We start from the raw sequence: 26493 nt of genomic DNA, 5'->3' as shown, positions 1-26493 counted from the left end.
AGGAATAGCAATGGCTGAGTTTAAATTAAGTGGCCTCTCCTGTGCCCATTGCGCGCAAGAAATGGAGACGCAGATGAGGAAGTTAAAACACGGAGAAGACGCCAAAATCATGTATAACTCCGGAAAAATGGTTATTTCGGACAAAATGGCAATGGCGGACGTAGAAAAAATTCTACAACAGGAAGGTGTTGCAGCATCGCTAATGGCTGGTGGACATGAAGATCACGACCACAATCACGATCATGGCAACTCATCGTTAATTGTTCAAATCGTCATTTCAACCATACTCTTTTTTGTAGCGATGTTTACTGATAAATACTTGCCAACGTGGGGCACATTCAGTATTTATTTCGTGGCAGCAGCACTCAGCGGCTATCAAACCTTCTTTAAAGGGCTTAAAAATCTGTTCCGTTTGAAATTCAATATCGATACATTGATGACCGTAGCTTTAGTCGGTGCCTTCATCATCGGAGACTGGGGCGAAGGAACGGTCGTAGCCATACTTTTTGGTGTGAATGAATATTTAGAGGGTTTTGGCATGCGTCAAGCCCGCAAATCGATGGCTGCACTTTTGAAAGTCGTACCTAAAACAGCGAACCTATTAAAAGATGGCGTAACGAGTGAAGTGCCAATCGATCAATTACGTTTAGGCGACACCGTTTTAATTCGAGCAGGAGACAAGGTTCCATCAGACGCAACAATCGTCGACGGACGCAGCTCAGTAAACGAAGCAGCAATCACAGGTGAATCGATGCCTGTTGAAAAACAAGTTGGCGATGCCTTATTCGGTGGTTCTGTAAACAACGAGGGTACACTGAAAGCTGAAATCACCGCCATATACGCCGATTCTTCCTTAGCAAAAATTTTGCACCTTGTAGAAGAAGCGCAGGAAACGAAAACGCCAACGGAACTATTTATTGATAAATTCGCGAGATACTACACACCAATCATTATGTTATTCGCCGTATTAGTAACCATCGTTCCACCATTATTATTCGGAGGCGCTTGGAGCCACTGGGTTTATGAAGGATTAGCTGTACTTATCATCGGTTGCCCATGCGCGCTCATTTTATCATCACCAGTCGCCATCGTTTCAGGAATTACCCGCAGCGCCAAAAATGGTGTCCTCATCAAAGGCGGCGTGTTCCTAGAACAACTTGCCAAAACAAAACAAATCGCGTTCGACAAAACCGGTACATTAACAGAAGGAAAACCAGTCGTAGCAAAAGAAATCACATACGACGACGCAAACTTTTTCCAAATTTCCGGCATGATGGAACAAAGCTCTAGCCACCCAATCGCAAAAGCCATCATGGACCACATCGGCGACACGAAACTCACTGAAATGGAGCAGTTAACAACAGTTGGCGGTAAAGGATTGGGCGGAACTTTTGAAGGCAAGCAATATTTCTTAGGAAATGAACAACAAATTCCCGAGGCGAGCTGGACAGAACAAGCGCGCGAAGACGTGGCCCAATTAAAACAAGATGGCTACACCGTCGTTATTACTGCTTCTGAAAACACGATTCTCGGCATGTTCGGCATCCAAGACGCCTTACGCAAAGAAAGTAAGCAACTCGTGCAACAACTCCACCACGAAGGCATCACCAACATCATCATGCTCACCGGAGACCACGAGAAAACCGCTGAAAAAGTGGCCAAACAAATCGGCATTGACAACTACTACGCAGGCTTGCTACCAGGAGATAAACTAACCAAAATCCAACAACTCCACGACCAAAACGGCAACATCGCAATGGTCGGCGATGGCATCAACGACTCCCCAGCCCTAGCAACCGCAGATCTCGGCATCGCGATGGGCAAAGGAACCGACAGCGCCATCGAAGTAGCAGACATCGTTCTCATGCAAGACCACCTAGGCAAACTACCACTCACAGTCAAAATCGCAAAAAAAGTCCGCTTCGTCGTAGGTTTCAATATCGCCTTCGCTCTAGGACTCAAAATCTTGGCACTACTACTAGCCTTAACCGGTTACCTAACACTATGGATGGCAATCATGGCAGACATGGGCGCAACAATCATCGTCACCATTTTCGGCCTCTCCATCCTCTTCCGAACCAAAGCAGAAAAAGAACTTCAATAAGCAACGCAAAAAAACAAGGATAGCGCCACCTCCTTGTTTTTTGCTATCTATCATTGATAAAGTGCTATATGTTGCTATCACTAGCCATCCTCGTTATACTAGAAAAAAAGAAAACCATTTGGGGGCAAAGCAATGAAGCAATTATCTAGTGGCAAAAAAATTATCGTTATATTAGGCATTATCGCATTAATAGCGATTTCTATTTCAACAATATGGCTAAATGATAATTTGACAGCAGTCATTACCATATCTGTTATCCAATTTATTTTAATCCAAGCCGTTTGCTATGTTGGCATTTACTCCGAGATGAAAGTTGGCAGTGCACGAGGACATAAACTATTCACATGGGGCATTATTACAACACTTATTTTTATGGGCCTTATTTATATTTTTGCAGCAGACAATTTCAGACAATATTCCGCGGCGATTATTGCTTTATTAGGCTTTAGTTCCGCGCTAATTATGCGTGAAGTCGAAAACACGCATCCCGACAATAAAAAACAAGAACAATAAGAGGAGTGAAAACAAAATGGGAATCCATCAATATTTTCGTAGTTTATCCGATTTAGAAAACATTTACCGTTGCCCAGGAAAGTTCAAATACCAAGAGCATTCCGTAGCAGAGCATTCTTTCAAAGTCACACAAGTCGCCCAATTTCTAGGCAACGTCGAAGAACAAGCCGGCCAAGAAGTCAACTGGCGCGCACTCTACGAAAAGGCACTCAATCATGACTACCCAGAACTATTCATCGGCGACATCAAAACACCCGTGAAATACGCCACACCCGAGCTTCGCGAAATGCTTTCCGAAGTAGAAGAGACGATGACCCGCAACTTCATTGACAACGAAATCCCAGAAGAATTCCAAGCGATTTACCATGTCCTGCTAAAAGAAGGCAAAGACGACACATTAGAAGGCCGCATCTTAGCTGTAGCAGACAAAGTAGACCTACTTTACGAATCCTTCGGCGAAATTCAAAAAGGCAACCCAGAACCGACCTTCATCAAAATTTACAGTGAGGCCCTAGAAACGATTTACGAGTTCCGCGAAATGGCCTGCGTCAAATACCTCATACGTGAAATCCTACCCGACCTACTCGCCGAAAAAGGCATTGAGAAAACCGAGTTACCATCCTTAACAAACAAAATTCAAGCACGCGTCTTAACAAGCGATAACTAAGAAAAGGAGAGCGAGCCCATGTGGGACCAACTAATTTCCGCATTACTATTTCCAGGACTACTAGTCATCATCCTATCTCGAATTAGCTACAACCGCTTCGTTGGCCTAGCTCTCACAATCATCTTAATCGCCGTCTCCGCCCGCCTAGGATTCACCAACACTTGGTACCTCATCATCCTAGACGCCATCTCCATGACTACAGGCTTCATTCTAGCCACCCACATGCTAACCCGCCTCCGCCAATCCGGAAGAGAATGGTAAAAAAAGTGTTGTTGATCTCGTTCCTTAAATGAACAAAACATTGTTTGCTATCGATACAAGAACGTAGCCAGCAAGCTTTCGAGCGACGAGAAGCATTTAGATGCAAGGCGGAAGCGAGCACCGAAGCGGAGTGTACTCCCGTACATGAGCATCGGAGCACAGCTTCCAACGCCGCAGATGAATGCTTCTCGTCGCTCGAACCGAAAATATGTTCGCTTTTTGCTGTATCTTTACAACTAATTATGGTAAAATAAATACAAGTAATGAGTCTGGGGATTACCTAGGCTCACTTTCGTCTTTGCAAAAGGAGGAGAAAAGGTGAAGGATACATTTCAACTAGTTTCGAAGTATAAACCACAAGGAGATCAACCAAAAGCGATTGAGAAGTTGGTCGCGGGATTAAATAGTGGTATCAAGCATCAGACCTTACTTGGAGCCACTGGGACAGGTAAGACATTCACAGTGTCCAACGTAATTCAAGAAGTAAATAGACCGACGCTTGTCATTGCGCATAACAAGACATTAGCGGGGCAATTATATAGTGAGTTTAAGGAATTTTTTCCGAATAATGCTGTAGAATACTTTGTAAGTTACTACGATTATTATCAACCAGAGGCCTATGTGCCACAAACAGATACATTTATTGAGAAAGATTCTAGCGTCAATGATGAAATCGATAAACTGCGACATTCAGCAACTGCTTCTTTATTTGAGCGACGCGATGTTATCATTATCGCCAGTGTTTCCTGCATTTATGGTTTGGGTTCTCCAGAAGAGTACGGGGCAATGCTCGTTTCTTTAAGACCTGGCATGGAAATTAGTCGCGATCAGTTACTGCGCGATTTAGTAGAAATTCAATATGACCGCAATGACATTGATTTTCAACGCGGACGTTTTCGAGTTCGTGGGGACGTTGTTGAAATTTTCCCAGCTTCTCGTGATGAGCATTGTATGCGAATCGAGTTTTTCGGGGATGAAATTGAGCGGATTCGTGAAGTAGATGCACTTACTGGTGAGATTATTGGCGAACGAGAACATGTCTCGATTTTTCCGGCTTCCCACTTTGTGACGCGTCCTGATATTATGAAGAAAGCTATCGTGAACATTAAAGCAGAACTGGAAGATCGTTTGAAAGTTTTGCGTGATGATAATAAATTACTTGAGGCACAGCGCTTAGAACAACGGACGAATTATGATATCGAAATGATGGAGGAAATGGGTTACTGCTCAGGAGTTGAGAACTATTCGCGTCACTTAGCGCTTCGTGAACCTGGTTCGACACCGTACACATTGCTCGACTTTTTCCCTGATGATTTCCAAATTGTCATTGATGAATCCCATGTAACGATGCCACAGATTCGTGGTATGTATAACGGTGACCAAGCGCGTAAACAGATGCTGGTTGACCATGGTTTTCGTTTGCCATCTGCTCTGGATAATCGTCCATTGCGATTGGAAGAATTCGAGAAACATGTGAATCAAATTATGTATATTTCTGCAACGCCAGGACCCTATGAATTGGAGCATAATCCAGATGTTATTCAGCAAATTATTCGTCCAACTGGCTTGTTAGATCCGATTATTGATGTGCGTCCGATTGAAGGACAGATTGATGACTTAATTGATGAGATTAATGACCGAATTAAGAAGAACGAACGTGTCTTAGTAACGACGCTTACGAAGAAAATGTCTGAAGATTTAACGGATTATTTGAAGGAATCTGGGATTAAGGTGCAGTATTTGCACTCTGAAATTAAGACGTTAGAACGGATTGAGATTATTCGCGACTTGCGACTTGGCGTATACGACGTACTTGTCGGCATTAACTTGCTTCGTGAAGGGATAGATATTCCGGAAGTGTCGCTTGTTGCGATTCTTGATGCGGATAAAGAAGGATTTTTGCGTTCCGAGCGTTCGCTTGTACAAACTATTGGTCGTGCTGCGCGTAACCAAGAAGGCCGCGTTATTATGTATGCCGACAAGATGACGGATTCTATGAAATATGCAATTAGCGAAACTGCGCGTCGCCGTGAGATTCAAGAAGCATATAATGAGAAACATGGCATCACACCGAAGACGATTATTAAAGATGTACGTGGCGTTATCGCTGCAACAACAGCCGCAGAACAACGCGAAGCAGACCATCTGAAGGATCTTAGCAAGATGAATAAGAAAGAGCGTGAAGCCTTCATTGAAGAATTAGAACACGAAATGAAAGACGCGGCGAAAGCACTTGATTTCGAACGTGCCGCACAACTTCGTGATACGTTACTCGAGCTAAAAGCGGAAGGATGATTGTAGTTGGAAAAAGATAAGATAGTAATACAAGGCGCTAGAGCCAATAATTTAAAAAATATAAACGTTGAAATTCCGCGGGATAAGCTTGTCGTGATGACAGGTTTATCTGGCTCGGGTAAGTCATCGCTTGCTTTTGATACAATTTACGCAGAAGGCCAACGCCGCTACGTGGAATCTTTGTCTTCTTACGCGCGTCAATTTTTAGGACAAATGGATAAACCGGATGTTGATTTAATAGAAGGATTATCACCAGCCATCTCTATTGATCAGAAAACAACGAGTCGTAATCCGCGTTCCACAGTTGGTACCGTTACGGAAATTCATGATTATTTGCGTTTAATGTATGCGCGTGTTGGTCATCCAATTTGCCCGAATCACGGCATCGAAATCACATCGCAAACCATTGAACAAATGGTAGACCGTGTGCTGGAGTTACCCGATAAAACACGCATCCAAATTCTAGCCCCAATTGTTTCCGGAAAAAAAGGTGCCCACAAAAAGACACTAGAAGGCATCAAAAAAGAAGGCTATGTGCGTGTTCGCATTGACGGCGAAATGTACGATATTGGTGACGAAATTGATTTGGAGAAGAATAAGAAGCATTCCATCGACATCGTTATTGATCGTATCGTTGTCAAAGAAGGTATTACGTCTCGTCTGTTCGATTCGATTGAGTCTGCATTACGACTTGCGGATGGTTATGCGGTTGTGGATGTTATGGGTGAGAAAGAATTATTATTCAGCGAACATTACGCGTGTCCTTATTGTGGTTTCTCCGTAGGGGAATTAGAGCCAAGAATGTTCTCTTTCAACAGCCCGTTCGGAGCATGTCCGACATGTGATGGCTTGGGAACGAAACTTGAGGTGGATATTGATACGGTTATTCCAGACATGAGTTTAACGCTTAATGAAGGTGCGATTGTTCCGTGGAAACCGATTAGCTCGCAGTATTATCCGAAGATGTTAGCATGTGCTTGCGCAGAGTTCAAGATTGATATGGATACACCGTTACAAGACTTGCCGAAAGAACATTTAGATATTATTTTGCACGGCTCGAATGGTAAAGAATTTTATTTTGAGTATAAGAATGATTTCGGGATGACTCGCGAGACGAATATTCCATTTGAGGGTATTATCCCAAATGTCGAGCGTCGTTACCGCGAAACAAGTTCTGATTTTACCAGAGAACAAATGGCGCAATATATGACGGATTTGCCATGCCCTTCTTGTAAAGGCTACCGCTTAAAAGAAGAAGCGCTTGCCGTCAAAATTAATAATACACACCTCGGTGAAGTCAGCAATTTTTCCATTATCGAAGCACTGAATTTCTTTGATGGAGTGACGTTGTCGGAGAAAGAGACGCAGATTGCGAAACCGATTCTAAAAGAGGTTCGGCAGCGTTTAGGCTTCTTGAAGAACGTCGGGCTGGATTACTTAACGCTTAGTCGTGCAGCTGGAACGCTTTCTGGTGGGGAGGCGCAGCGAATTCGATTGGCAACGCAGATTGGTTCGCGTCTGACAGGTGTGCTTTATATTCTGGATGAGCCATCGATTGGCTTGCATCAGCGTGATAATGACCGCCTTGTTCACACGTTACAAAGCATGCGAGACATTGGTAATACACTGATTGTCGTGGAGCATGATGAAGATACCATGCTTGCGGCGGATTATTTAATAGATATCGGTCCTGGTGCGGGGGAACACGGTGGCCAAGTTGTTGCTGCTGGGACACCAGAAGAAGTCCGAAATAACAAGAACTCCATTACAGGTGATTATTTGTCTGGGAAGAAATTCATTCCGATTCCATCTGAGCGTCGAAAAGGCAACGGTAATTCCTTGGAAGTCGTTGGAGCCAAGGCTAATAATCTCAAAAACGTCAGTGCTACATTCCCACTTGGCACATTCACTTGTGTTACAGGGGTTTCAGGATCAGGAAAGAGTTCGCTAGTTAATGAAGTGCTGCGCAAAGCATTATCGCGTCATTTGAATCGAGCACATGCAAAACCAGGTGAGCACAAAGAGATTAAAGGTATGGAGAACTTGGAGAAAATTATCGATATTGACCAGTCTCCAATCGGTCGTACACCACGTTCGAATCCGGCAACTTATACGGGTGTTTTCGATGACATTCGCGATTTATTCGCATCTACAAACGAAGCCAAAATCCGCGGCTACAAAAAAGGGCGCTTCAGTTTTAACGTGAAAGGTGGTCGTTGTGAGGCATGTAAAGGCGATGGCATTATCAAAATTGAGATGCATTTCTTGCCGGACGTGTATGTACCGTGCGAAATCTGTCACGGGAAACGTTATAACAGTGAAACGCTAGACATTCGTTATAAGGGCAAAAACATTGCAGAAGTGCTGAATATGACGGTAGAAGAGGGCTTAGATTTTTTCAAGAACTTACCGCGTATTAGTCGCAAACTCCAAACGATTGTGGACGTTGGACTTGGTTATATTCGCTTAGGCCAGCCGGCGACAACATTATCTGGTGGGGAGGCTCAACGCGTGAAGCTAGCCTCTGAATTGCACAAACGCAGTAACGGAAAATCGTTTTACATTTTAGATGAACCGACAACGGGTCTTCATGCGGATGATATCGCAAGGCTTCTGAAAGTATTGCAACGCCTTGTGGATGAAAACGGCGATACGGTACTAGTTATCGAGCATAACTTAGACGTAATCAAGCAAGCCGACCATATTATTGACTTGGGACCAGAAGGCGGAGACGGTGGCGGTCAAATCATCGCCAAGGGTACACCAGAACAAGTCGCCAAAGTCAAGAAGTCCTACACAGGTAAGTATTTAAAACCAATTTTAGAGCGCGATAAAGAAAGAATGAAAAGCAAAATTGCGAGTAAAGCCAAGTAATTAGGAGAAGAATCCAAGATAAAACTATTTTCATACAAAATAAGCAGGAACCACAAGCCCGCTTTTTTCGGGTAGGATGTGAATTCTGCTTTACACAAATCGAGCGAAAGCGTTTGTACTCAGGGGATTTGGAAAGGAATAACCGTTCACGTTGTTCACGCTTATATTGGGACTGTAACTGAGTCCCAACAAAGCGGAGCATACTCGTGTATGTGATGACTGAAAGCAGGAGGGAGTCGTATCCCCAACCATGCGAGAAGTTATGCGTAGCATATGCGAAGTAGAACCGGAAGTCCACCAAATCCCCTGAATGCGAGCGCTTGTCGCCGATTTATTTGGGTTATGCCCGATTTTTGTCCAAAAGTCCAAACAAATAATCATACTCTGGTTGTATGACAGAAATCGTGTTGTCCTTCATAATAGAGTTATCAGTTAGGAAACATGAATTTGAAAATACTTAATTATTTCAGGATATCGCTTTATTTCCACGAGGAGGAAAAAATAATGGAAAACGAACGCAAACGTATTTTAGAATTAGTAAAACAAGGTATTATTTCCACGGAAGAGGCCCTAACATTACTTGAAAATATTTCAAAAAAAGAAGGCAAGAGTGCTACTGCTGAGAACTTCCGCACATCGGAAGAAACAACGGCCGAAGAAGACGTGCAAGAGGAAACAACGTACGACTATTCGCAAGGGTGGAACACGAAAGAAAATCCTTACCGTGGCGGTGCAACTTACAAGAAACGCCCAGAACCAAAGAAAGACAGCGATGCGAATCGTGAAAAAGCGCAAGATACTGGACGCCAAATCATGGATGAGCTGTCACAAGCTGGTGAGAAGTTTGGAAAATTTTTAAATAGTGCTTTTGAGCAAGTGAAGGATATGCCGATTCCATTCTTGACTTCTACGAAATTAGAACGCGATTTTGTATATCACGACACAACATTGTCTATCCTAGAGTTTGAGATTGCTAACGGTAACGTTGAATTCAAGCCATCTGATAACAATGACGTGAAAGTACATGCGAACATCAAGTTGTTCAAAGAATACCCAGAAGATGAAGCACTACAAATCTTCTTTGACAAAACAACATTACGTGTGGATGAGGAAACATTGCGTTTCCAATCGCCATCGAAACAAGTGGTAACGAACTTGACGGTTTACTTGCCGGAACGCGAATATGACTATGTATCGGTGAAAATTTTGAATGGTAACTTCCATGTGGAGAACTTGACAGGACGCGATATGTTCGCCAAAACAACGAATGGTAACATTAGCGTGGGTACATTGAACACAACGCTTACAGAAATCGAATCGATTAACGGCAATGTCCGCGTAAACAACGGAACAGTTCGTGATTTGTCACTAAAAACATTCCACGGTAACGTAGCTGCAAAAGGTGCATTCGATTCAACAAACCTGCAAACAAAAACAGGAAACATCTCATTCACATTAACAAACCATGATTCTAGCTTCCTAAAAACAAAAACAGGTGTTGGGAACATTGAAGTGTTAGTACCGAACGAATTAGGCGTCGATGGCAAACTACACACGAATCTTGGTAAAATCCAACTAGGAATCAGAGATGCAGACGTACTTGACGAAACATCTGATTCTGTTAACAAAACAATTCTTTTCACAAAACTACCAAAAGCTAGTGAAGCCGTATTGAAAATTGAAGCAGAAGCAACGACAGGTAACGTCCGAGTAAAAGACGTCAAATAAAGAGGCATCGCGAATGTTGTTTCTACATGCAGCATTCGCGATTTCGCTACATATTTTGAAACTGAAAGGAAGGAATAACGATGGACAAAAAATTAAGGAGATCCAGATCAGATCGTAAAATTGGTGGGGTATTCGGCGGTTTGTCGGATTATCTAGGTATTGACGCAACCGTTTTACGTGTTATCTATATTATTCTCATCATTATTTCTTGGAAAACGATGATCGGGGTTATTGCTTATATTATTGCCTTGTTTATCATACCTTCCGAGGATGCGAGTTACGATGATGTCATTGATCGCCATAATCAGAAAATGAAGGATAAATATGACCGCCACGAAAGACGGATGCAGTCAAAAAGCGAACGTATTCAACGAGCACAAGCAATGCACACAGAACGCGCGAAAGAAATGCAGCAACGTCACCGCGAACGTGCACAAGCAACACGTGAACGCCACCAAAATCACAACTGCAGAAAACCGCATAATCGACCAGTTCATCCTACACAAAAAACGGCTAGACCAAGACCTGTTCGTGAATTCGAATTTAACAATACCACTTTCCGTACAATAAGTTTAAAAGTAGCAACAGGTGACATCATCATCCGTACATGGGATAAAGAAGACGTGAAAATGCGCGCAGTATTGGCTGTTCATAATAAAGCACGTGCCATTCAACAATTGAGCGAAGAGAAACTTTGGGACTACTTCTTCACACAAACGACGCTAGACATGTCTAATGACCGTTTTGTATTTGAATCGAAGAATGATGCTTTGAAAACAGACATCGTTCTAACGATTCCAAAACGTGCCTATGAGCAGGTAAAAATCCATTTATTAAATGGAACATTGAAATATGACGATATTACAGTAGACGACAGCACACTGAAAGTACGCCACGGCGATATTCGTTCTACAGGAACAGCAGGTAAATTCCTAGTTGCCAGCACGGATGACGGCGAAATCCTATTCAAGAGCGGCCAGGTTGAAAACATAGAACTACGTACAACAAAAGGCGATGTTTCTGTCGCAGGTGATTTCCAAACAACCGTTGCCGTTGCAGAACAAGGCGATGTAGCCTACATTCTGCAAAACGATCAAGCGACAGCAGCCGATTTGAAAGCACCACATGGAGATATTCGTATTCAGATTCCAGCGACATGGAAAGTAGACGGAACATTGGGCACGAAACGCGAGAAAATCTATTTCGACCTAAAAAATGCGAAAGTATGGGATGAATCTAACAAGTCACTTGTATTTACGCAAAATCCAGAAGAAATGAGCGTTGCTACTTTGCAAGCCGCGGTAGAAAACGGAATTATAAAAATTACAGAACTAGAAGAAAACCAAAATTAGGAGGAACTAACATGAGAAAATTAACAAAATCATCCGATAAGATGCTAGCAGGTGTCTGTAGTGGTATTGCCGAATACTTCGGCTGGGACGCAACTTGGGTTCGTATCGCATACGCAGCATTGACATTATTTTTCGGAACAGGTATCATTCTATACATCATATTAGCAATTGTTATGCCGGCTAATACAAGTTGGGAGTGATTATAGTCCATGCGTTGGATAATAGGTGTTTTAATTAATGCAGTGCTTTTTGTAGCCTTATCGGGATTCTTTACTAGTTTTCACGTTGACGGGTTTACAGGAGCGATTATAGCAAGTTTTGTACTGGCGATTTTGAATATGTTGGTAAGACCAATCTTATTCATTTTGACATTGCCGATTAACTTTCTTACTTTAGGATTGTTTACTTTCGTGTTGAATGCGTTGATGCTTGAGCTCACTTCATTCTTCTTAGAAAGCTACATTCAAATTGATGGATTTGGCACAGCGCTACTTATCGCATTACTGATGTCGCTTGCTAATATGGTCATCAATTCCGTATTGTGGAACAAAGATCCGAATTGATAAAAGAAGCCTTGAAATCTTAGGTCTTGTAGTTATGAGCCCTCGTATTTCGGGGCTTTTTTTCTTGAACTTAAAAAAGCTAGCCTTAAAAATTAGAAAGTGCTAAAATGAAAGAGAGATTTCAGAAAAAGGATTAGCGGGATGGGCTGGTTTATTGAAGTTTGGAGCCTGTTGTCGTAATGGAGGTACTTTTATGACAAAGTCGGTAACGGTCAAAGATTTAAAAGAACGTCTTAATTTAGAATTGATTTGCGGTGAAGAGGGCTTGGAACGTCCAATTTCAACAAGTGATTTGTCACGTCCAGGGCTAGAATTAACGGGATTCTTTTCTTATTATCCAGAAGATCGTGTGCAACTTTTTGGGATGACAGAGATTTCGTTTTCAGAAGGGATGTCGAGCGATGAGTGTTTAAAACGATTTCGTCAAATGTGTACGGATCGGACGCCAGCATTCGTGGTATCGCGTCATTTGGAAGCGCCCAAAGAATTGGTACAGGCAGCAACAGAAGCGAAAATACCAGTTTTGCGTTCGAAGTTAAAGACGACGCGTTTATCGGTTTATGTAACGAACTATTTGGAAAGCCAACTGGCACCTGTTATTTCGATGCATGGGGTTCTTGTTGATATTTACGGGCTTGGCGTGCTGATTATGGGGTCGAGTGGTGTTGGTAAGAGTGAAACGGCACTTGAGCTTGTGAAACGCGGGCATCGCCTTGTTGCAGATGATAACGTGGAGATTAGACAGGAAGATGAATTAACGCTAATTGGGCAGTCTCCGGCGATTATTGAGCATTTGCTGGAGATTCGCGGGCTTGGTATTATTAATGTAATGACATTGTTTGGCGCTGGAGCCGTGCGTTCTAGCAAAAAGCTAACCATTGTTGTACATTTAGAGAATTGGGACCCAGACAAGCATTATGATCGGGTTGGATTGGATGAAGAGAAAATCCGTATTTTTGATATGGATGTACCGAAAATTACAGTACCAGTTCGTCCAGGTCGAAATTTGGCGGTCATTATTGAAGTGGCAGCAATGAACTTCCGCTTGAAAAACATGGGTTACAATGCAGCAGAGCGTTTTACACAAGATTTGAATAATCTTATTGGCCAAAATAGTAGTATGACAGATTGAGGCGGCTAACGCTTCACTGTTTTAGAAAGTAGGGGCAAAATGGAATTGAATTTAGGGGCACTGGATCCAGTTGCCATACAATTAGGCGGTATTTCAATACGTTGGTACGGAGTTATTATTGCAACGGCAGTCGTTGTTGCATTGTTAATTGCGATGCAGGAGGCAAAGAAGCGCAATGTGGATCGCGAATTATTAGTCGATTTGCTGATTTGGGCGATTCCGATTGCAATTATTAGCGCGCGGATTTACTATGTATTGTTTGAATGGAGTTACTATAAAGATCACTTAAACGAGATTATCAAAATTTGGCATGGTGGAATTGCGATTCACGGGGCTTTAATTGGCTCTGTACTTACGGCGATTATCTTTGCGCGAATCAAGAAAGTATCGTTTTGGCAGTTGGCAGATATTGTGGCGCCGAGTTTGATTATTGCGCAGGCAATCGGGCGTTGGGGTAACTTTATGAACCAAGAGGCGCACGGTGGACCTACGACACGAGCATTTTTAGAGAGTTTGCATTTGCCGGACTTTATTGTGAATCAAATGTATATTAATGGTGTGTATTATCAGCCGACTTTCTTATATGAGTCGCTTTGGAATGTGCTTGGCTTTATTGTATTACTTGTGTTGCGACGGACGCGAATTTTGCGTGGTGAGTTGTTCTTGTCGTATGTAATTTGGTATTCGATAGGTCGTTACTTTATTGAAGGTATGCGGACGGATAGTTTGATGCTAACGGATACGTTGCGTATGGCGCAAATGATTTCGATTGTATTGATTGTCATTGCGGTGGGCTTAATTGCGTACTTCCGCGTGAAGGGAAATCGACCTTATTATTTGGAAGACAAGTATGGGATTTCAAGAAAGAAATAATGCGAATTTAGAGAGGACGGGAACATGACTAAGAAAATTACGACATTGTTGTTTGACTTAGACGGGACTTTGATAAATACGAATGAATTGATTATTGATACATTCCAGCACACATTGAAGGCTTATTTTCCAAATCGGACTTTTGCGCGTGAGGATATTTTACCGTTTATTGGTCCTTCGCTGATTGATACGTTTACGTCGCTTGATTCTGAGAAGGCGGAGGAAATGGTGGCGCATTATCGGGCGTTTAATAAGGAGCATCATGATGAGCTGATTTTGGAGTATGATGGCGTGTATGAGGCGATTCGGGCTTTGTATGAGGAAGATTACAAGCTGGCGATTGTTTCTACTAAAATGTATGACATGATCTTAAAAGGGCTACAAACGACTGGGCTGGACAAGTATTTCCAAGTGGTGATTGGGCTAGATCAAGTCGGTGCTCCAAAACCTGATCCGGAAGGGATTAATATGGCGTTAAAATTGCTTAATTCGACGGCGGATGAGGCGATTATGGTTGGTGATAATTATCATGATATTGAAGCGGCTCATAATGCACATGTGAAAAGTGCTGGTGTGGCATGGGCGATTCGTGGTGCGGATTATTTACGTAACTACAATCCAACGTATATTTTAGAATCGATGGGTGATTTATTGGACATCGTGAGGGAAGACTAATGCGGCAAACGGAACGCTTTGAAGCTAAAGATGGCGCGAACCCGCTATGGAAAGTTTACCAAACAGTTTCGTTTTTACGTACATTAAAAAATACGCTCGTCATTGAATTCGGGCGTGTTTTTCCTTTTATGGCTGGAAAGCGTTGGTTGTATCGACACGGACTCGGTATGAAGATTGGTGAGCAGACATCGATTGCTTATAAGGTGACTGTGGACCTTTTTTATCCGGAGAAAATTACGATTGGGCGTAATTCGGTGATTGGTTTTAATACGACGATTTTGACGCATGAGTATTTGATTAAGGAATATCGGATTGGGAATGTTGTGATTGGCGATGAGGTCTTGATTGGCGCAAATGTGACGATTTTGCCTGGTGTTGTGATTGGGGACGGTGCCGTGATTGGTGCTGGGACGGTCGTGACGAAGGATGTGCCAGCACGGTGTTTTGCACGTGGAAATCCGATAGTAATTAGCGAAATAGAGTAGAAATGATTTTGTAAAGGCTAACTTGTCTACAAAGTCATTTCTTTTTCGTTTTTATGGTGGATTTTGTGGTATACTCTTCTTACTGGATAAATGCGCGGAGGTTAATGAATTTGAAGAATAGTAAACAAGAAGGCAACAAGATTTACCCGTTTCGGCCGAATGGTGAATTTTATTTTCAGCGTGGTATTGAGGCTTTTCGTAATCAGGAAATGCCAGAAGCACTGCGTTATTTGGAGCGGGCAGCTTTTTTTTGAGCCAGATGAGCCGGTGATTATGTGTCAGCTTGCGATTTGTTATACGGAATTGGGACAATTTGAGAAATCGAATCAGATTTTGCGTCGAGTGCTGGATGAGGCGGATGATATTCATTATTGCTATTATTTTATGGCGAATAATTATGCGTACATGAAGGACTTTAAAAGTGCGTTGCAGCATGCGAATAAGTATTTGGTGGTCGTTGCTGAGGGCGAGTACGTGGAAGAAGCGAAGGATTTGATTCAGCTAATCATGGAAGAAGCGCCACTAGCAAGCTTTGGTGTGAGTGAAATTTCGGATATGGAGAAGGACTTTTTTGCATTCAAGGAGAATGTGGAGGAGCTTATTTCTGAGGATAAGATGGCTGAGGCCAACCAATTTCTTGTGGCAAAAATTGAAACAGAACCGACTTTTTGGCAAGCATATCTGGAATTGGCGGGAATTCGCTTTAAGGAAGAGCGTTTTCCGGAAGGCTTAGCGATTTTGGAGGATTTATTGGATCGTGATCCAGGGAACTTGTTGGCGTTATGCGAATTGTATTTGTATGCGTACTATCAAGCAGAATGGGAACAGGCGGACAAAATTTTCAAGGAAATTCGCAGTGTAGAGCCATTTATATCTTTTCAGCGTGAGAAGTTAGCGCGGATTTGTGCGATGGCTGGGGATTATAAACGTGCGGATCAGCTATTTTTTAAAGTGAATCAGTTAGAGATTATGGATCGTTATGCATATTATTATTATCGTGCGGAAACGGCTTATTTCTTAGAGCGGATGGACGAAGCAGAGGCTTTTTGGGAGCAGCTTCAGCAGATTGACGGGGAATCTTTGGCGTTTCCTTGGGATGCGCCTGAATTGGTGGCCAATGATGAGTTTGCGGTGCTTGCAAAATTGAAAAGTCGCGATACGGCGAAGCATTTGTTAGGTGTTTATTTGATGACGATTTCGGATAAGCAACCGGCATTGATTATGTTTAATGATTATTTTGATATGACAGGCTGGGACTTTTTTGCGCATTTGATTTTCTCGGAATTCGAATTTTTGCCTGATAGTTTGGATGCGGCGAATTGTAATGGGGTCGTTGCAATCTTGGGACGAATGGAAGAGCTTGGTTTTCCAGCGACTGTTGAGACGACAAAGCTTTATGTAGAGGCATTTGATTTTATGCAACTGGCGATTGAGCGGAAATATGATTTGCGTACGAAGAATTTGGATGGCGTGGCGGCTGCGATGTTGTATCGCCATAAGTTTGGGACGCAAAAGCAGATAGCAGAGCTGTTTGGATTATCAGTTGCGACGTTACGGAAGTTTTTACAGGAATTGGATGTTGTTTTGAGCAGATAGATGGACGGAAAACGGCTTTGGGTTTACCATTGTTTTAGGACGAGATAGGAGGAATAGCAGTGAGTGAAGAAAAGATTTATGATGTTATTATTATCGGTGCTGGACCTGCAGGAATGACTGCGGCGCTTTACACTTCTCGCGCTGATTTAGATACTTTAATGATTGAACGTGGTGTGCCTGGAGGTCAAATGGTGAACACGGCGGATATTGAGAACTATCCTGGTTTTGACAGTATTTTAGGCCCGGATTTGTCGGAAAAAATGTTCTCTGGCGCGAAACAATTCGGAGCGGCATACGCGTATGGCGATATTAAATCCGTCGAAAATGGCGAAGAATATAAAACCGTCGTTGCTGGTTCGAAAACATACAAGGCGCGTTCGATTATCATCGCAACTGGCGCAGAACATCGCAAATTAGGTGTAGAAGGTGAAGATGCGTATAGTGGCCGTGGCGTTTCTTATTGTGCGGTATGTGACGGCGCATTCTTTAAAAACCGCGAATTAATCGTTGTAGGTGGCGGAGATTCAGCAGTAGAAGAAGGTGCGTATTTAACGCGCTACGCTAGCAAAGTAACCATCATTCACCGTCGCGACAAGCTTCGTGCCCAACAAATCTTGCAAGATCGTGCTTTTAAAAACGAGAAAATCGAATTCGTTTGGAACAGCACGGTAGAAGAGATTCTTGGCGATGACATGAAAGTGACTGGCGCGCGTTTAGTTTCAACAATTGATGGTTCCACATCAGAAATTAACGCGGACGGGGCTTTCATTTACGTTGGCCTTGTACCACTTTCCGCGGCGTTTAAGGATCTTGGCATTCTGGACGCTGAAGGTTATGTGATTACAAATGAAGAAATGGAAACAACGATCCCAGGGATTTTTGCGGCAGGAGATGTTCGTGTGAAATCGCTTCGCCAAGTTGTTACGGCAACTGGCGACGGTGGTTTAGCGGGACAAAATGCGCAGAAATTTGTGGAAGAGTTGAAAGAGAAATTGGTTGAAGAATCGCAAATTTAATAAGGATTGGCAGTCAGTGTGGTTTTGTCACGCTGGCTGTTTTTTTGTGGATTTATTTAATAGCTTATGGGATAATAAGTAAGTCGCAGAGTTCTTAAATGTATTTGTAGGCACGTGGTATTATTACTATCAAGATTACTAAAGGAGATAAAATGTTAAAAAATCAGAACTTTAAGTATTTATGGTTTGGACGATTGTCCAGTAATGCGGGAGACAGTATTTATTATATTGTATTATCATGGTATATTCTCCAAACTACCAATTCTTCATTTTGGGTAGGGATATTGAATTTTGCTATATTTATTCCTAACATCTTTTCATTTTTATTTGGGCACTTTATTGATTCGCATGATAATAAAAAAACGTTAATATTTTGTGAACTAGGCCAATTGATTGCCATTTCGATATTGGCGTGTACTGTCTATTTCGAAGCTACCAATCCATTACTTACCTGTATAATCGTATTTTTCGCTGCTTTGTTTGGTATGAATACGTATACCATTCAAGATACGATGATGCCAAAAATTGTGCCTAAAAAAGATCTTACTAGAGCCCAGTCGTATATGTCATTTGCTTATAACGGAACAGAGTATTTTTTCAATGCAATAACAGGGTTTTTAATTAATATTATGAGTACGTTTTCACTCTTGCTTGTTAATTGCATAACGTTTATCATTTCAATTGGTTCTTTTTCGCGTATAAAGATGGAGAAAGAGGCTGTCGTTTCTGAAAAAGATAGTAGTTTTAAGGAGAATATTTTTAAAGGGTTTTCTTTGATTCTAAAAGAGAGGGCAATACTATGTATAGCAGTGGGTGGCAGCATTGCTAATTTCCTATTTGGTGGACTAAATGTGTATATTGTATTGATTGCCGATGCGCAGAACAGTCCTGTTATATTGGGATTAATGACTGCTTCAATGGCGGTAGGGGCACTAATAGGATCTACTCTGGGGGCGACATTTATTTTGAAAGTATTACCACATGGAAAAGCGTTAGTTTTGTGTACGTTGCTTTTTGGTGTAGGAATCGTAATATGTGCAACAGTGGTATCTTCAGTACTAGTAACAGTGATTTTTGGAATAGCTAATATATTCCTAGGAGTTACACATGTTTTGCAAAAACCTTATTTTCAGGTACTGTTACCTAAAGAAGATTTAGGGAAAGTGTTTAGTGCATTATTTAGTGTTAGCGTCGGAACACTTCCTATTGGAGCACTATTTTTTGGAGCTATTGCTGGGAATTTAAATGCTTTTTGGTTTTTAATCCTTTTCGGAGTTATTTACATAGCGATAGCATTACTTTATATGTTCAATAAAAAAGTATTTCATTTTGAGTTGAGTGAAGAGTAACTGGAAAGTTAATGATATATCAGCGGGGGTGTAACTATGAGGAAAATTGTTGACGATGCGTTTGTTATATTTGGCATGATGTTTTTGATTTGTATCGTGCTTTCGTATTTTGTTCCAATAGGGAATGTGCTTTATAACGGCAGGGCTTATTTGTTGGTGCTTTTCTTGGCCATTATTGTTGGAAGGTATGCTAGGTTTAGAATAAAAAGCAAGAGCAATTAAATACTAAAAAACTGTGTAAGTAGCGAATTATAGACTCGTTCTTACACAGTTTTTTTGCGTGCGGCTAAATAGTCTGATACATTCAGTTGTTTAGTCTTGCAGCCATTTCAAGTGCAATCATACCACTTAATTCTGCGGAGTAAGGGATTTTTCCGTAAGGTTTCTCAGCCCAATTCATGCCCATTAATAAGTGGTTATCAACCATAGCATTCTTCACTAAGATTTGACAACTTTTTATAACGAAATCGAGGAAGGAATCGTTTGCTGTTTCTTCAATTAAATCAGTAAAATATCGATAGAAGATTCCTTTAAAAAGTCCTTCATCGCCGCCGTTACCTTCTTCTTTGAACACGCCGTTTGTTGTTAGTTCCTGCAAAGATATTTTAGCGGTTTGATTTGCAGCGCGCAGGTAGTTGTCATCTTTTGTGATGCGATACAATTCCAAACTTGCACCGATGTACACGCCTTGGTTATACGTGAATTGCCATTCTAAATCAATCTTGCCATCTCCCAAACGATTGATGCCATCTTCTACAAAACCGTCTTCGCGAACGAGTACTTTTGTTTGCCACTCGTATGTTTTAAGCGCCCAATCGAGGTATTTTTGTTCGTTGTATTCGTTGTAAAGCCAACATGATAAAATAATAAATGGGGCGTTTACGGGAGTGTTTTTGTAATCCATTTGTGGGCGCCTCCACGCAAATCCGCCTCCCATCGTGTCATTCCAGCCAGTATCAACTAAGTCTTGCCAAACTAACATAGCGTCTGCTGCATAGATTGGCTTTTCTGTTGTTTTGTATAGTCTGAAAGCAGCAAGTGCATTCCAAAGCATGTCATCATAAAAATCGTGGATTAAGGTCCCGCCGTTGCGATTTTTATTATGTGAGTAGGTCTCTTCGGCAATCTGCAAATCTTCTTGCTTTTTAGTTCTTAAATAGGCATCTAGTCTTACTTCAACGAGATGTGCTAACCACCAATAGTTAAATATTTCATTGTCCTTCTCTATGTCTTCGCTTGGGTAAAAGTTATTTAAGAACTGTTCTTTTGTTTCTGCTCGGTAAAATTTCTCCAAACTTTGTTGCGCTATAGTTGCATATTCTGACCATTTCATCATTTATTATTCTCTCTTTCTTCTTTTAGAATATTATTGCCTTCTTTTTCTGCTTGAGACAAGGCTTTTTGGGCGCTGATATTGCCATTCATAAATTTCTCGAGTTGTGGTTTCATGGCTAAGCCTTCCACATCAGCGTAACCGGCTACTGTTGGACGAATTTTGGCGTATTTCATTGTGTTTACGAATACGGAATAATTCGGATCTTTAGTGAAATATTCGTTTGCTGCGGCTACTTTGTTTGCAGGTAGCCAACCGCTAATTTTGGCAAACTCTACTCCATTTTCTGGTTTGGTTGTCCACCATTTCATGAAGTCCCATGCGCCATCTTTATGTTTTGTTTGTTTAGGCATAACTAAGCCGAATCCACCCATAATAGCCCCGTTATCGCCATTCGGTCCTTTAGGTGGCTCGACAACGCCATAATCAAGCGTGTCTATTTTGTTATAGTCTGCTAATGCCCACGGTCCGTTATACGTCATAGCTTCTTTTCCAGCTGCAAAAGCGTCCGAACCATCGTCAAAACCTCGTTGATAGACTTTTAAATCATTTTGCATTTTATCCCAATAGTTAAGTACTTCAAGACCTTGTTTGGAATTAAAGGCAGTTTTTTTGTTATCTGGGGTTAATAAATCGCCACCAGCTTGCATGAGATAAAGGTTGAATAAGCCGACATCTTGTAGGGACATACCTGCTTGTGTTAATTTATTGCCATCCCATTTTGTCGTTTTTTGTGCTACTGTTGCAAGTTCGTCCCATGTTGTGGGGGGCGTTACGCCGGCTTCTTGTAATAATTTTTTATTGTAGAAAAGGACTCTATTGTCGTTGAGTAGTGGTAAACCATATAGTTTGTCGCTATAGGTCATTTCTTTTACGGATTCTTCATAAAAATTGTCTAAGTTTACTTTGTCTTTTTTTACAAGGCTGTCTAATGGCTCCAAGACACCTTTTGGTGCGTAAAGTGCGGTTTGATAGCGATCCCACATGATGATATCTGGGAGTTCCCCGCCTGCAATACCAGTTAGTAATTTCTCTTCTACGTTTTCTTGCATGACATATTTTACTTTGTACTTGTCTTGAGACTTGTTATAGCTGGCGATTTGTTTGTTTAGTTGTTTAATTTGATCGCCTGACCATGATCCCCACATGGTAATTTCTTGTTTGCCATCATTGCCCTTGCTGTCAGATGCGGAACTATTGCTCCCACCGCAAGCTGCTAAGCTGAATAATAACACCATACTAAGAATTGATAAAATTGCTTTTTTCATTGTAAACACTCCTTTTTTATTTTATTTACCGCCATTGTGCGCAATCCCTTCGACGAAATATTTTTGTGCGAAGATGAAGACGAGTAGTACAGGGATTGTGGAAATGATTGTTCCTGCCATTAATGCACCATAGTTTGCACTTTCGTTGTATTGAAATGAGGCGAGTCCGACTTGAACGGTCATCATTTTTTGGGAATTAAGGACGATTAGTGGCCACATGAATTGATTCCAACCGGCTTGGAAGGTCATGATTCCTAATGTTGCCAGTGCTGTTTTTGCAAGTGGCATGTAAATTCTCCAGAAAATCTTGAATTCGGAGCATCCATCTATTCTTGCTGCTTCAGAGAGCTCATCTGGAAGTGTTTCAAAAAATTGTTTCATGAAAAAGATTGAGAAGGCCCCGGCTGCACCTGGAATTAGAATGGCCCAGTACGTATTAATAAAACCCATCCCTCCGTGACCGAAAATATCGTTTCCGCCAACTAAGGGAAAGTTTTTTAGTACAAGAAAAGATGGGATCATTGTTACGATAGCAGGAATCATCATACTTCCTAGGAATATCATGAAAAGTCCTTTTTTTCCTTTGAAGGGCAGTTTAGCAAAGGCATATCCGGCGAGCGAGCCAAAGAATAGGTTAGTGAGCACTCCACCAACTGCAAGTACGAGCGAATTAAATAAGTAGCGGGCAAATGGTGTTGTATTAAAAACATCTTTGTAGTTTTCCCATGTGAACATTTTCGGAATTAGATTCATACTATTACTCAAAATTTCACTTGCGGGCTTGAAGGATGTAGACAATGTCCAGATAAGCGGGAATACTGTAATCAAACTGATAAGAAGTACGGCGATATACCAAAGTACAGATTTACTTAGTTTCTTTAATTTGATGGCATCCATTTTAGCCCTCCTTAAGCTGTTCGGTCTTCTTTGTTTAGGCGCATATTAATAATTGAAAAGATAAGAATGATTAAAAATAAGACGAATGAGATGGCAGAGGCGTAGCCCATTTTCAATCCTCCAAACCCTTCATTATAAATGTAATAAACAAGTGTAATGGTTGAATTCCCAGGTCCGCCTTTCGTTAATACGTAGGCTTGATCAAATACTTGAAAAGCGTTAATGATTAGCATTGTTGTGACTAAAAAAGTCGTCTTGGAAAGAGATGGCCACGTGACGTAGCGGAAAGTTTTCCACTTAGATGCTCCTTCGATTTTGGATGCTTCATACAGATTGGCTGGAATGCCTTGAAGTCCTGCAAGGAAAATCATCATATTCGTTCCAAAGGTCATCCAGACACTCATTAAAACAATGGCTAACATTGCCCAATTGGAATCGTAGAGCCAAGCAGGACCATTAATCCCAAACCAACCTAATATCTGATTGATTAGGCCATATTGTGGATTGAGTAACCAGTACCAAATTGTTGCGGTAGCGACGGTTGAACAAAGTACAGGGACATAGAAAAAGGTCCGAAATAGGCCTGCCCCTTTTTTGTTCATATTAATTAGAATTGCCGTAGCTAGTGATACAACAAGACCAAGTGGAACGAAAAGTGCTGTATAAATGACGGTGTTTTTAAGTGAAGTAAAGAAATACGGATCGTGGAACATTTTGACGTAGTTATGAAAACCAATCCAGTTGGGCGGATTGATAACATCGTAATTTGTAAAACTAACTATCAGCGCCATACCGATAGGCAAAATCATAAATATAGCTAAAAGCAAAACTGGTAGCGCGATAAAAAGGTATGCCATTCTTTGTTGATGAATGAGGACAGATGGATTTTTTAAACGGAACATGATATCTCTCCTTTCGTTATTTTGCTAAAATGTTAGCCATTTGGAAGCCTGCTACATCGAGTACTAGTTCGCAAAACATCATGTTGGCCCAGGAGAACCATTCGCGTGTGAAGTCTTCCGGGTGGTCAGGGTGAAATGATTCATGCATGAGGCCTGTACTAGCATCTGTTTGGAGTAGCATGTCGACAATAGCTTTTTTTTCAGTAATGTCAGTGGCAGTTAGGCCTTGAATGGCTAATCCGATTGGCCAAATATAACCGTGTGGTGTATGCGGGCTACCAATACCTTTAGCGAACTTCCCCTCGAAGTAGTAAGGGTTAGCTTTGCTTAATATAAAATTTCTTGTACTTTGATAGAGGTTATTTTCTTTTTTGTTGTAGTGGATGAGTGGAATAGAGAGCAGACTTGGAACATTGGCGTCATCCATTAATAATTGATTTCCAAGACCGTCTGCTTCAAATACATAGAGTTCACCAAAAGTTGGATGGGTGTATGTACCGAATTTTTCGATGCCAGCTTGAATGTCATTGCGTAATGCAATAGCTAGTTCTAATGTTTGTTTCTCGTCAGGATAAAACGTTTCCATAATTTCTTTTGCATAGTCTAGTACGACAACTGCAAACATGTTGGAAGGGATGAGATAGCCGTATTCACATGCGTCATCGCTAGGTCTAAATCCGGACCAAAGCATTCCTGTATATGCCGTTTCGCTACCTCGTCCTTCGCGTTTTAATGTATCGGATTGGACACAATCTTTTCGTTCAAAACGATAAGGAGATTTTGTTTCGTGATGCTGTTCTACTTGCCAAAGGGAAAAAATAGATTGGAGCATCGTCATAAATGCCGCATCGAATTGTTCTGTTCTGGAAGTGATTTTCCAAATAAGGTAGGCGAGTTGGATTGGGTAACACAAGGAGTCTATTTCATATTTACGTTCCCACACTTGAGGATGCATCTCTGTCATGTCTGCTTGATGTCCTGCACAATTTGCTGTTTCATTGAAAGCATTCGCATAAGGGTCGATGTTTACTAATTTAACTTGCTCTTTGCTAAGTCCAATTAACATCGATTGAATTTCTACATTCTCTGGTGCGAAAAATAGGAACGGACGCACTTGACAGACGGAATCTCGCAACCACATCGCTGGAATATCGCCTGTTAAAATGAATGTAAATCCGTTTTCGCGAATTTTGATAGTTGTGTCTAACGTATTTTCCATACATCGCTTGTACATTTCGGTTAGCTTGCTATTGTTTGTTTCATTTTTAATTCGTTCGGCGCTTGTTTTGATAAAAGTGCGATTTGTTATAACCAAATTAGTCACTCCTCAAATAATTATATTTAATAGTTAATTAACATGTTTAAATGATACTATATATATTTAATGAATGTCAACATAAAAATGAAATCGTTTTCTTTAGACGCAAAAAAAGCACCTTACGACAGTTGTCATAAGGCGATTTCTAACATGTTATCTAAAAAATTTTGATTGCACAGAGTTACCATCAATGAGTAATGGTGGTAATGTTTGTTTTTTTATATCCTCAGGACTAGTGATTTGCGTAAGTAACATATCGACAGCTTTCGAACCAATTTTATATTGAGGCTGTTTGATGTGTGTGAATTGGAAAGCAGATGCGTCGAAAAAATGATCAGGATGATCGAAGCAAACTACCGATAAATCAGTGGGTATATTTTTGCCAAGTTTTAGACAAGCTTGTTTAATTAAAAGTGCAATATTGTATTCTGTTGCAACAAGTGCAGTGATTTCTGGGTGTGTTGCAAGGAACTTTGCGATTTTATCAATGTCTGTTTGGATGGAAACACTAGAATTGGGCACAACAGATTCGATTTCCCGAAAAACGTAGTCGGAATGAAAGGCTGTGTGAAAGGATGCATGCCCGCGAATAAAACCATTGACGCGACTATCCAATGTTGAGACGGAACTTGCTGAGGTAATTATCCCAATGTGTTTATGGCCTAGCTCAAACAATTTTTCGGTAATAATGCGTCCTGCTTCAGTATTGTCTGTGCTGATAGATGAAATCGGTAAGCCTTCTAAAGTGCGGTCAAGAACAACTAACGGGAATTTTTGTGAGGCGAGTTCTAATAATAGTGGTGACACAAACTTGGAACTGGCAGGAAGAATAAGAATCCCAGCGACATTCATCTCTATAAATTCTTGTAAAATTTTTTCTTCCTGCTGGGTATCACCAAGAGATTTTTTGACGATGATATGTGCTTTAGTATCGCTGTATTCTAACATGCCAGACAATAATTTAGTACCAAATGTATCGTCGAAATTTGTCATAACACAACCAATAAGCGGTTTGTCAAACATACGTGTTTCGGCTTTCTCGTCACTCGGTGAATTATTAATAACAAAAGTACCGACCCGTGGGCGTCTCGAAATAAAACCGTCTTCTTTTAATAGTTCTAGCGCTTTTTTTAGTGTAATGCTACTAACGTCGAATTGCTCCATAAGTTCTTTTTCGGTGGGAAGCTTTTCTCCAACCGAGAATGTACCGTCTTGAATGGATAATTTAAGTTGATCGTAGACTTTTTGATATAATAGTTTTTTCATTTACTCACCCATTAAATATATTTTAT

General features: G+C 41.3%; 25 protein-coding genes. 19 read left to right on the top strand and 6 right to left on the bottom strand.

Going from position 1 to position 26493, the window contains the following annotated elements; all coding sequences use genetic code 11:
- The first annotated feature begins 10 nt into the window (after window positions 1-10).
- The 19 genes from PRIP_RS03870 (at window position 11) to PRIP_RS03790 (ending at window position 19705) form a co-directional block, all read left to right on the top strand.
- Window positions 11-2104, top strand: coding sequence for a heavy metal translocating P-type ATPase (locus PRIP_RS03870; protein ID WP_036099623.1), 2094 nt, complete (start codon window positions 11-13; stop codon window positions 2102-2104).
- Window positions 2105-2236: 132 nt separating this feature from the next.
- Window positions 2237-2617, top strand: coding sequence for a hypothetical protein (locus tag PRIP_RS03865; protein WP_036099621.1), 381 nt, complete (start codon window positions 2237-2239; stop codon window positions 2615-2617).
- Between the two features lie 16 nt (window positions 2618-2633).
- Window positions 2634-3284 carry an HD domain-containing protein gene (locus PRIP_RS03860; RefSeq protein WP_036087377.1) on the top strand — a complete coding sequence of 217 codons (651 nt, stop codon included), beginning with the start codon at window positions 2634-2636 and terminating at the stop codon, window positions 3282-3284.
- An 18-nt stretch (window positions 3285-3302) separates the two neighbouring features.
- Window positions 3303-3545 (top strand): CsbA family protein, encoded by a 243-nt coding sequence (locus PRIP_RS16615; RefSeq protein ID WP_077912894.1) that lies wholly within the window; start codon window positions 3303-3305, stop codon window positions 3543-3545.
- Between the two features lie 318 nt (window positions 3546-3863).
- Window positions 3864-5840 carry an excinuclease ABC subunit UvrB gene (gene uvrB, locus PRIP_RS03855; RefSeq protein WP_036099620.1) on the top strand — a complete coding sequence of 659 codons (1977 nt, stop codon included), beginning with the start codon at window positions 3864-3866 and terminating at the stop codon, window positions 5838-5840.
- Window positions 5841-5846: 6 nt separating this feature from the next.
- On the top strand, window positions 5847-8714 hold the full coding sequence (gene uvrA / locus PRIP_RS03850; protein WP_036099619.1) for an excinuclease ABC subunit UvrA: 2868 nt from the start codon (window positions 5847-5849) through the stop codon (window positions 8712-8714).
- Window positions 8715-9218: 504 nt separating this feature from the next.
- Window positions 9219-10442, top strand: a complete 1224-nt coding sequence (locus tag PRIP_RS03845; protein WP_036099618.1) for a DUF4097 family beta strand repeat-containing protein — start codon at window positions 9219-9221, stop codon at window positions 10440-10442.
- 80 nt (window positions 10443-10522) lie between these two features.
- Window positions 10523-11794, top strand: coding sequence for a PspC domain-containing protein (locus tag PRIP_RS03840; RefSeq protein ID WP_036099617.1), 1272 nt, complete (start codon window positions 10523-10525; stop codon window positions 11792-11794).
- An 11-nt stretch (window positions 11795-11805) separates the two neighbouring features.
- Window positions 11806-11994, top strand: a complete 189-nt coding sequence (locus PRIP_RS03835) for a PspC domain-containing protein (RefSeq protein WP_036099616.1) — start codon at window positions 11806-11808, stop codon at window positions 11992-11994.
- A 9-nt stretch (window positions 11995-12003) separates the two neighbouring features.
- Window positions 12004-12357 carry a phage holin family protein gene (locus PRIP_RS03830; protein ID WP_036087388.1) on the top strand — a complete coding sequence of 118 codons (354 nt, stop codon included), beginning with the start codon at window positions 12004-12006 and terminating at the stop codon, window positions 12355-12357.
- A 193-nt stretch (window positions 12358-12550) separates the two neighbouring features.
- Window positions 12551-13489: an HPr(Ser) kinase/phosphatase gene (hprK, locus tag PRIP_RS03825; protein ID WP_036099615.1), complete on the top strand. Its 939-nt coding sequence runs from the start codon at window positions 12551-12553 to the stop codon at window positions 13487-13489.
- Between the two features lie 39 nt (window positions 13490-13528).
- Window positions 13529-14362 (top strand): prolipoprotein diacylglyceryl transferase, encoded by an 834-nt coding sequence (gene lgt / locus PRIP_RS03820; RefSeq protein WP_036099612.1) that lies wholly within the window; start codon window positions 13529-13531, stop codon window positions 14360-14362.
- Window positions 14363-14386: 24 nt separating this feature from the next.
- On the top strand, window positions 14387-15037 hold the full coding sequence (gene ppaX, locus PRIP_RS03815) for a pyrophosphatase PpaX (RefSeq protein WP_036099610.1): 651 nt from the start codon (window positions 14387-14389) through the stop codon (window positions 15035-15037).
- Window positions 15037-15522, top strand: coding sequence for an acyltransferase (locus PRIP_RS03810; RefSeq protein WP_036099608.1), 486 nt, complete (start codon window positions 15037-15039; stop codon window positions 15520-15522). Before ppaX ends, PRIP_RS03810 begins: the two co-directional genes overlap by 1 nt.
- Before the next feature lie 110 nt (window positions 15523-15632).
- A complete protein-coding gene (locus tag PRIP_RS17095) occupies window positions 15633-15776 on the top strand; it encodes a hypothetical protein (protein WP_159101512.1) in 144 nt (47 codons plus the stop codon).
- Between the two features lie 19 nt (window positions 15777-15795).
- Complete coding sequence (locus tag PRIP_RS03805; RefSeq protein WP_052008705.1) at window positions 15796-17118, top strand: hypothetical protein; 1323 nt, start codon at window positions 15796-15798, stop codon at window positions 17116-17118.
- Window positions 17119-17177: 59 nt separating this feature from the next.
- Complete coding sequence (gene trxB / locus PRIP_RS03800; protein ID WP_036099606.1) at window positions 17178-18134, top strand: thioredoxin-disulfide reductase; 957 nt, start codon at window positions 17178-17180, stop codon at window positions 18132-18134.
- 152 nt (window positions 18135-18286) lie between these two features.
- Window positions 18287-19483, top strand: a complete 1197-nt coding sequence (locus PRIP_RS03795; RefSeq protein WP_036099604.1) for an MFS transporter — start codon at window positions 18287-18289, stop codon at window positions 19481-19483.
- A gap of 36 nt (window positions 19484-19519) precedes the next feature.
- On the top strand, window positions 19520-19705 hold the full coding sequence (locus PRIP_RS03790; protein WP_036099602.1) for a hypothetical protein: 186 nt from the start codon (window positions 19520-19522) through the stop codon (window positions 19703-19705).
- An 82-nt stretch (window positions 19706-19787) separates the two neighbouring features.
- Here the strand turns inward: PRIP_RS03790 and PRIP_RS03785 are convergent, their stop codons facing one another.
- The 6 genes from PRIP_RS03785 to PRIP_RS03760 form a co-directional block, all read right to left on the bottom strand.
- Window positions 19788-20816 carry a glycoside hydrolase family 76 protein gene (locus PRIP_RS03785; RefSeq protein ID WP_036099801.1) on the bottom strand — a complete coding sequence of 343 codons (1029 nt, stop codon included), beginning with the start codon at window positions 20814-20816 and terminating at the stop codon, window positions 19788-19790.
- Window positions 20816-22084, bottom strand: coding sequence for an ABC transporter substrate-binding protein (locus PRIP_RS03780; protein ID WP_036099600.1), 1269 nt, complete (start codon window positions 22082-22084; stop codon window positions 20816-20818). Before PRIP_RS03780 ends, PRIP_RS03785 begins: the two co-directional genes overlap by 1 nt.
- 21 nt (window positions 22085-22105) lie before the next feature.
- Window positions 22106-22981, bottom strand: coding sequence for a carbohydrate ABC transporter permease (locus PRIP_RS03775; RefSeq protein WP_036099599.1), 876 nt, complete (start codon window positions 22979-22981; stop codon window positions 22106-22108).
- 11 nt (window positions 22982-22992) lie between these two features.
- Window positions 22993-23883, bottom strand: a complete 891-nt coding sequence (locus PRIP_RS03770; protein ID WP_036099598.1) for a carbohydrate ABC transporter permease — start codon at window positions 23881-23883, stop codon at window positions 22993-22995.
- A gap of 16 nt (window positions 23884-23899) precedes the next feature.
- Complete coding sequence (locus PRIP_RS03765; RefSeq protein ID WP_036099596.1) at window positions 23900-25198, bottom strand: glycoside hydrolase family 125 protein; 1299 nt, start codon at window positions 25196-25198, stop codon at window positions 23900-23902.
- A gap of 156 nt (window positions 25199-25354) precedes the next feature.
- Window positions 25355-26467, bottom strand: coding sequence for a GntR family transcriptional regulator (locus tag PRIP_RS03760; protein ID WP_036099595.1), 1113 nt, complete (start codon window positions 26465-26467; stop codon window positions 25355-25357).
- Window positions 26468-26493: the final 26 nt, after the last annotated feature.

This window comes from Paenilisteria riparia FSL S10-1204 (genome assembly GCF_000525995.1).
Lineage (GTDB): Bacteria > Bacillota > Bacilli > Lactobacillales > Listeriaceae > Listeria_A > Listeria_A riparia.
Note: the sequence above shows the minus strand (reverse complement) of the source record. Positions and strands in the feature narration are given on the sequence as shown.

Bases quoted from the DNA above. Each gene is read 5' to 3' on its own strand.
- PRIP_RS03810 (WP_036099608.1), top strand. From the start codon at position 15,037: ATGCGGCAAACGGAACGCTTTGAAGCTAAAGATGGCGCGAACCCGCTA.
- PRIP_RS03830 (WP_036087388.1), top strand. From the start codon at position 12,004: ATGCGTTGGATAATAGGTGTTTTAATTAATGCAGTGCTTTTTGTAGCC.
- PRIP_RS03860 (WP_036087377.1), top strand. From the start codon at position 2,634: ATGGGAATCCATCAATATTTTCGTAGTTTATCCGATTTAGAAAACATT.
- PRIP_RS03775 (WP_036099599.1), bottom strand. From the start codon at position 22,981: ATGGATGCCATCAAATTAAAGAAACTAAGTAAATCTGTACTTTGGTAT.
- PRIP_RS03785 (WP_036099801.1), bottom strand. From the start codon at position 20,816: ATGAAATGGTCAGAATATGCAACTATAGCGCAACAAAGTTTGGAGAAA.
- PRIP_RS03835 (WP_036099616.1), top strand. From the start codon at position 11,806: ATGAGAAAATTAACAAAATCATCCGATAAGATGCTAGCAGGTGTCTGT.
- PRIP_RS03760 (WP_036099595.1), bottom strand. From the start codon at position 26,467: ATGAAAAAACTATTATATCAAAAAGTCTACGATCAACTTAAATTATCC.
- PRIP_RS03845 (WP_036099618.1), top strand. From the start codon at position 9,219: ATGGAAAACGAACGCAAACGTATTTTAGAATTAGTAAAACAAGGTATT.
- PRIP_RS03790 (WP_036099602.1), top strand. From the start codon at position 19,520: ATGAGGAAAATTGTTGACGATGCGTTTGTTATATTTGGCATGATGTTT.
- hprK (WP_036099615.1), top strand. From the start codon at position 12,551: ATGACAAAGTCGGTAACGGTCAAAGATTTAAAAGAACGTCTTAATTTA.
- ppaX (WP_036099610.1), top strand. From the start codon at position 14,387: ATGACTAAGAAAATTACGACATTGTTGTTTGACTTAGACGGGACTTTG.
- PRIP_RS03770 (WP_036099598.1), bottom strand. From the start codon at position 23,883: ATGTTCCGTTTAAAAAATCCATCTGTCCTCATTCATCAACAAAGAATG.
- PRIP_RS03795 (WP_036099604.1), top strand. From the start codon at position 18,287: ATGTTAAAAAATCAGAACTTTAAGTATTTATGGTTTGGACGATTGTCC.
- PRIP_RS03870 (WP_036099623.1), top strand. From the start codon at position 11: ATGGCTGAGTTTAAATTAAGTGGCCTCTCCTGTGCCCATTGCGCGCAA.
- lgt (WP_036099612.1), top strand. From the start codon at position 13,529: ATGGAATTGAATTTAGGGGCACTGGATCCAGTTGCCATACAATTAGGC.
- PRIP_RS03805 (WP_052008705.1), top strand. From the start codon at position 15,796: ATGTGTCAGCTTGCGATTTGTTATACGGAATTGGGACAATTTGAGAAA.
- PRIP_RS16615 (WP_077912894.1), top strand. From the start codon at position 3,303: ATGTGGGACCAACTAATTTCCGCATTACTATTTCCAGGACTACTAGTC.
- PRIP_RS03840 (WP_036099617.1), top strand. From the start codon at position 10,523: ATGGACAAAAAATTAAGGAGATCCAGATCAGATCGTAAAATTGGTGGG.
- PRIP_RS03865 (WP_036099621.1), top strand. From the start codon at position 2,237: ATGAAGCAATTATCTAGTGGCAAAAAAATTATCGTTATATTAGGCATT.
- PRIP_RS03780 (WP_036099600.1), bottom strand. From the start codon at position 22,084: ATGAAAAAAGCAATTTTATCAATTCTTAGTATGGTGTTATTATTCAGC.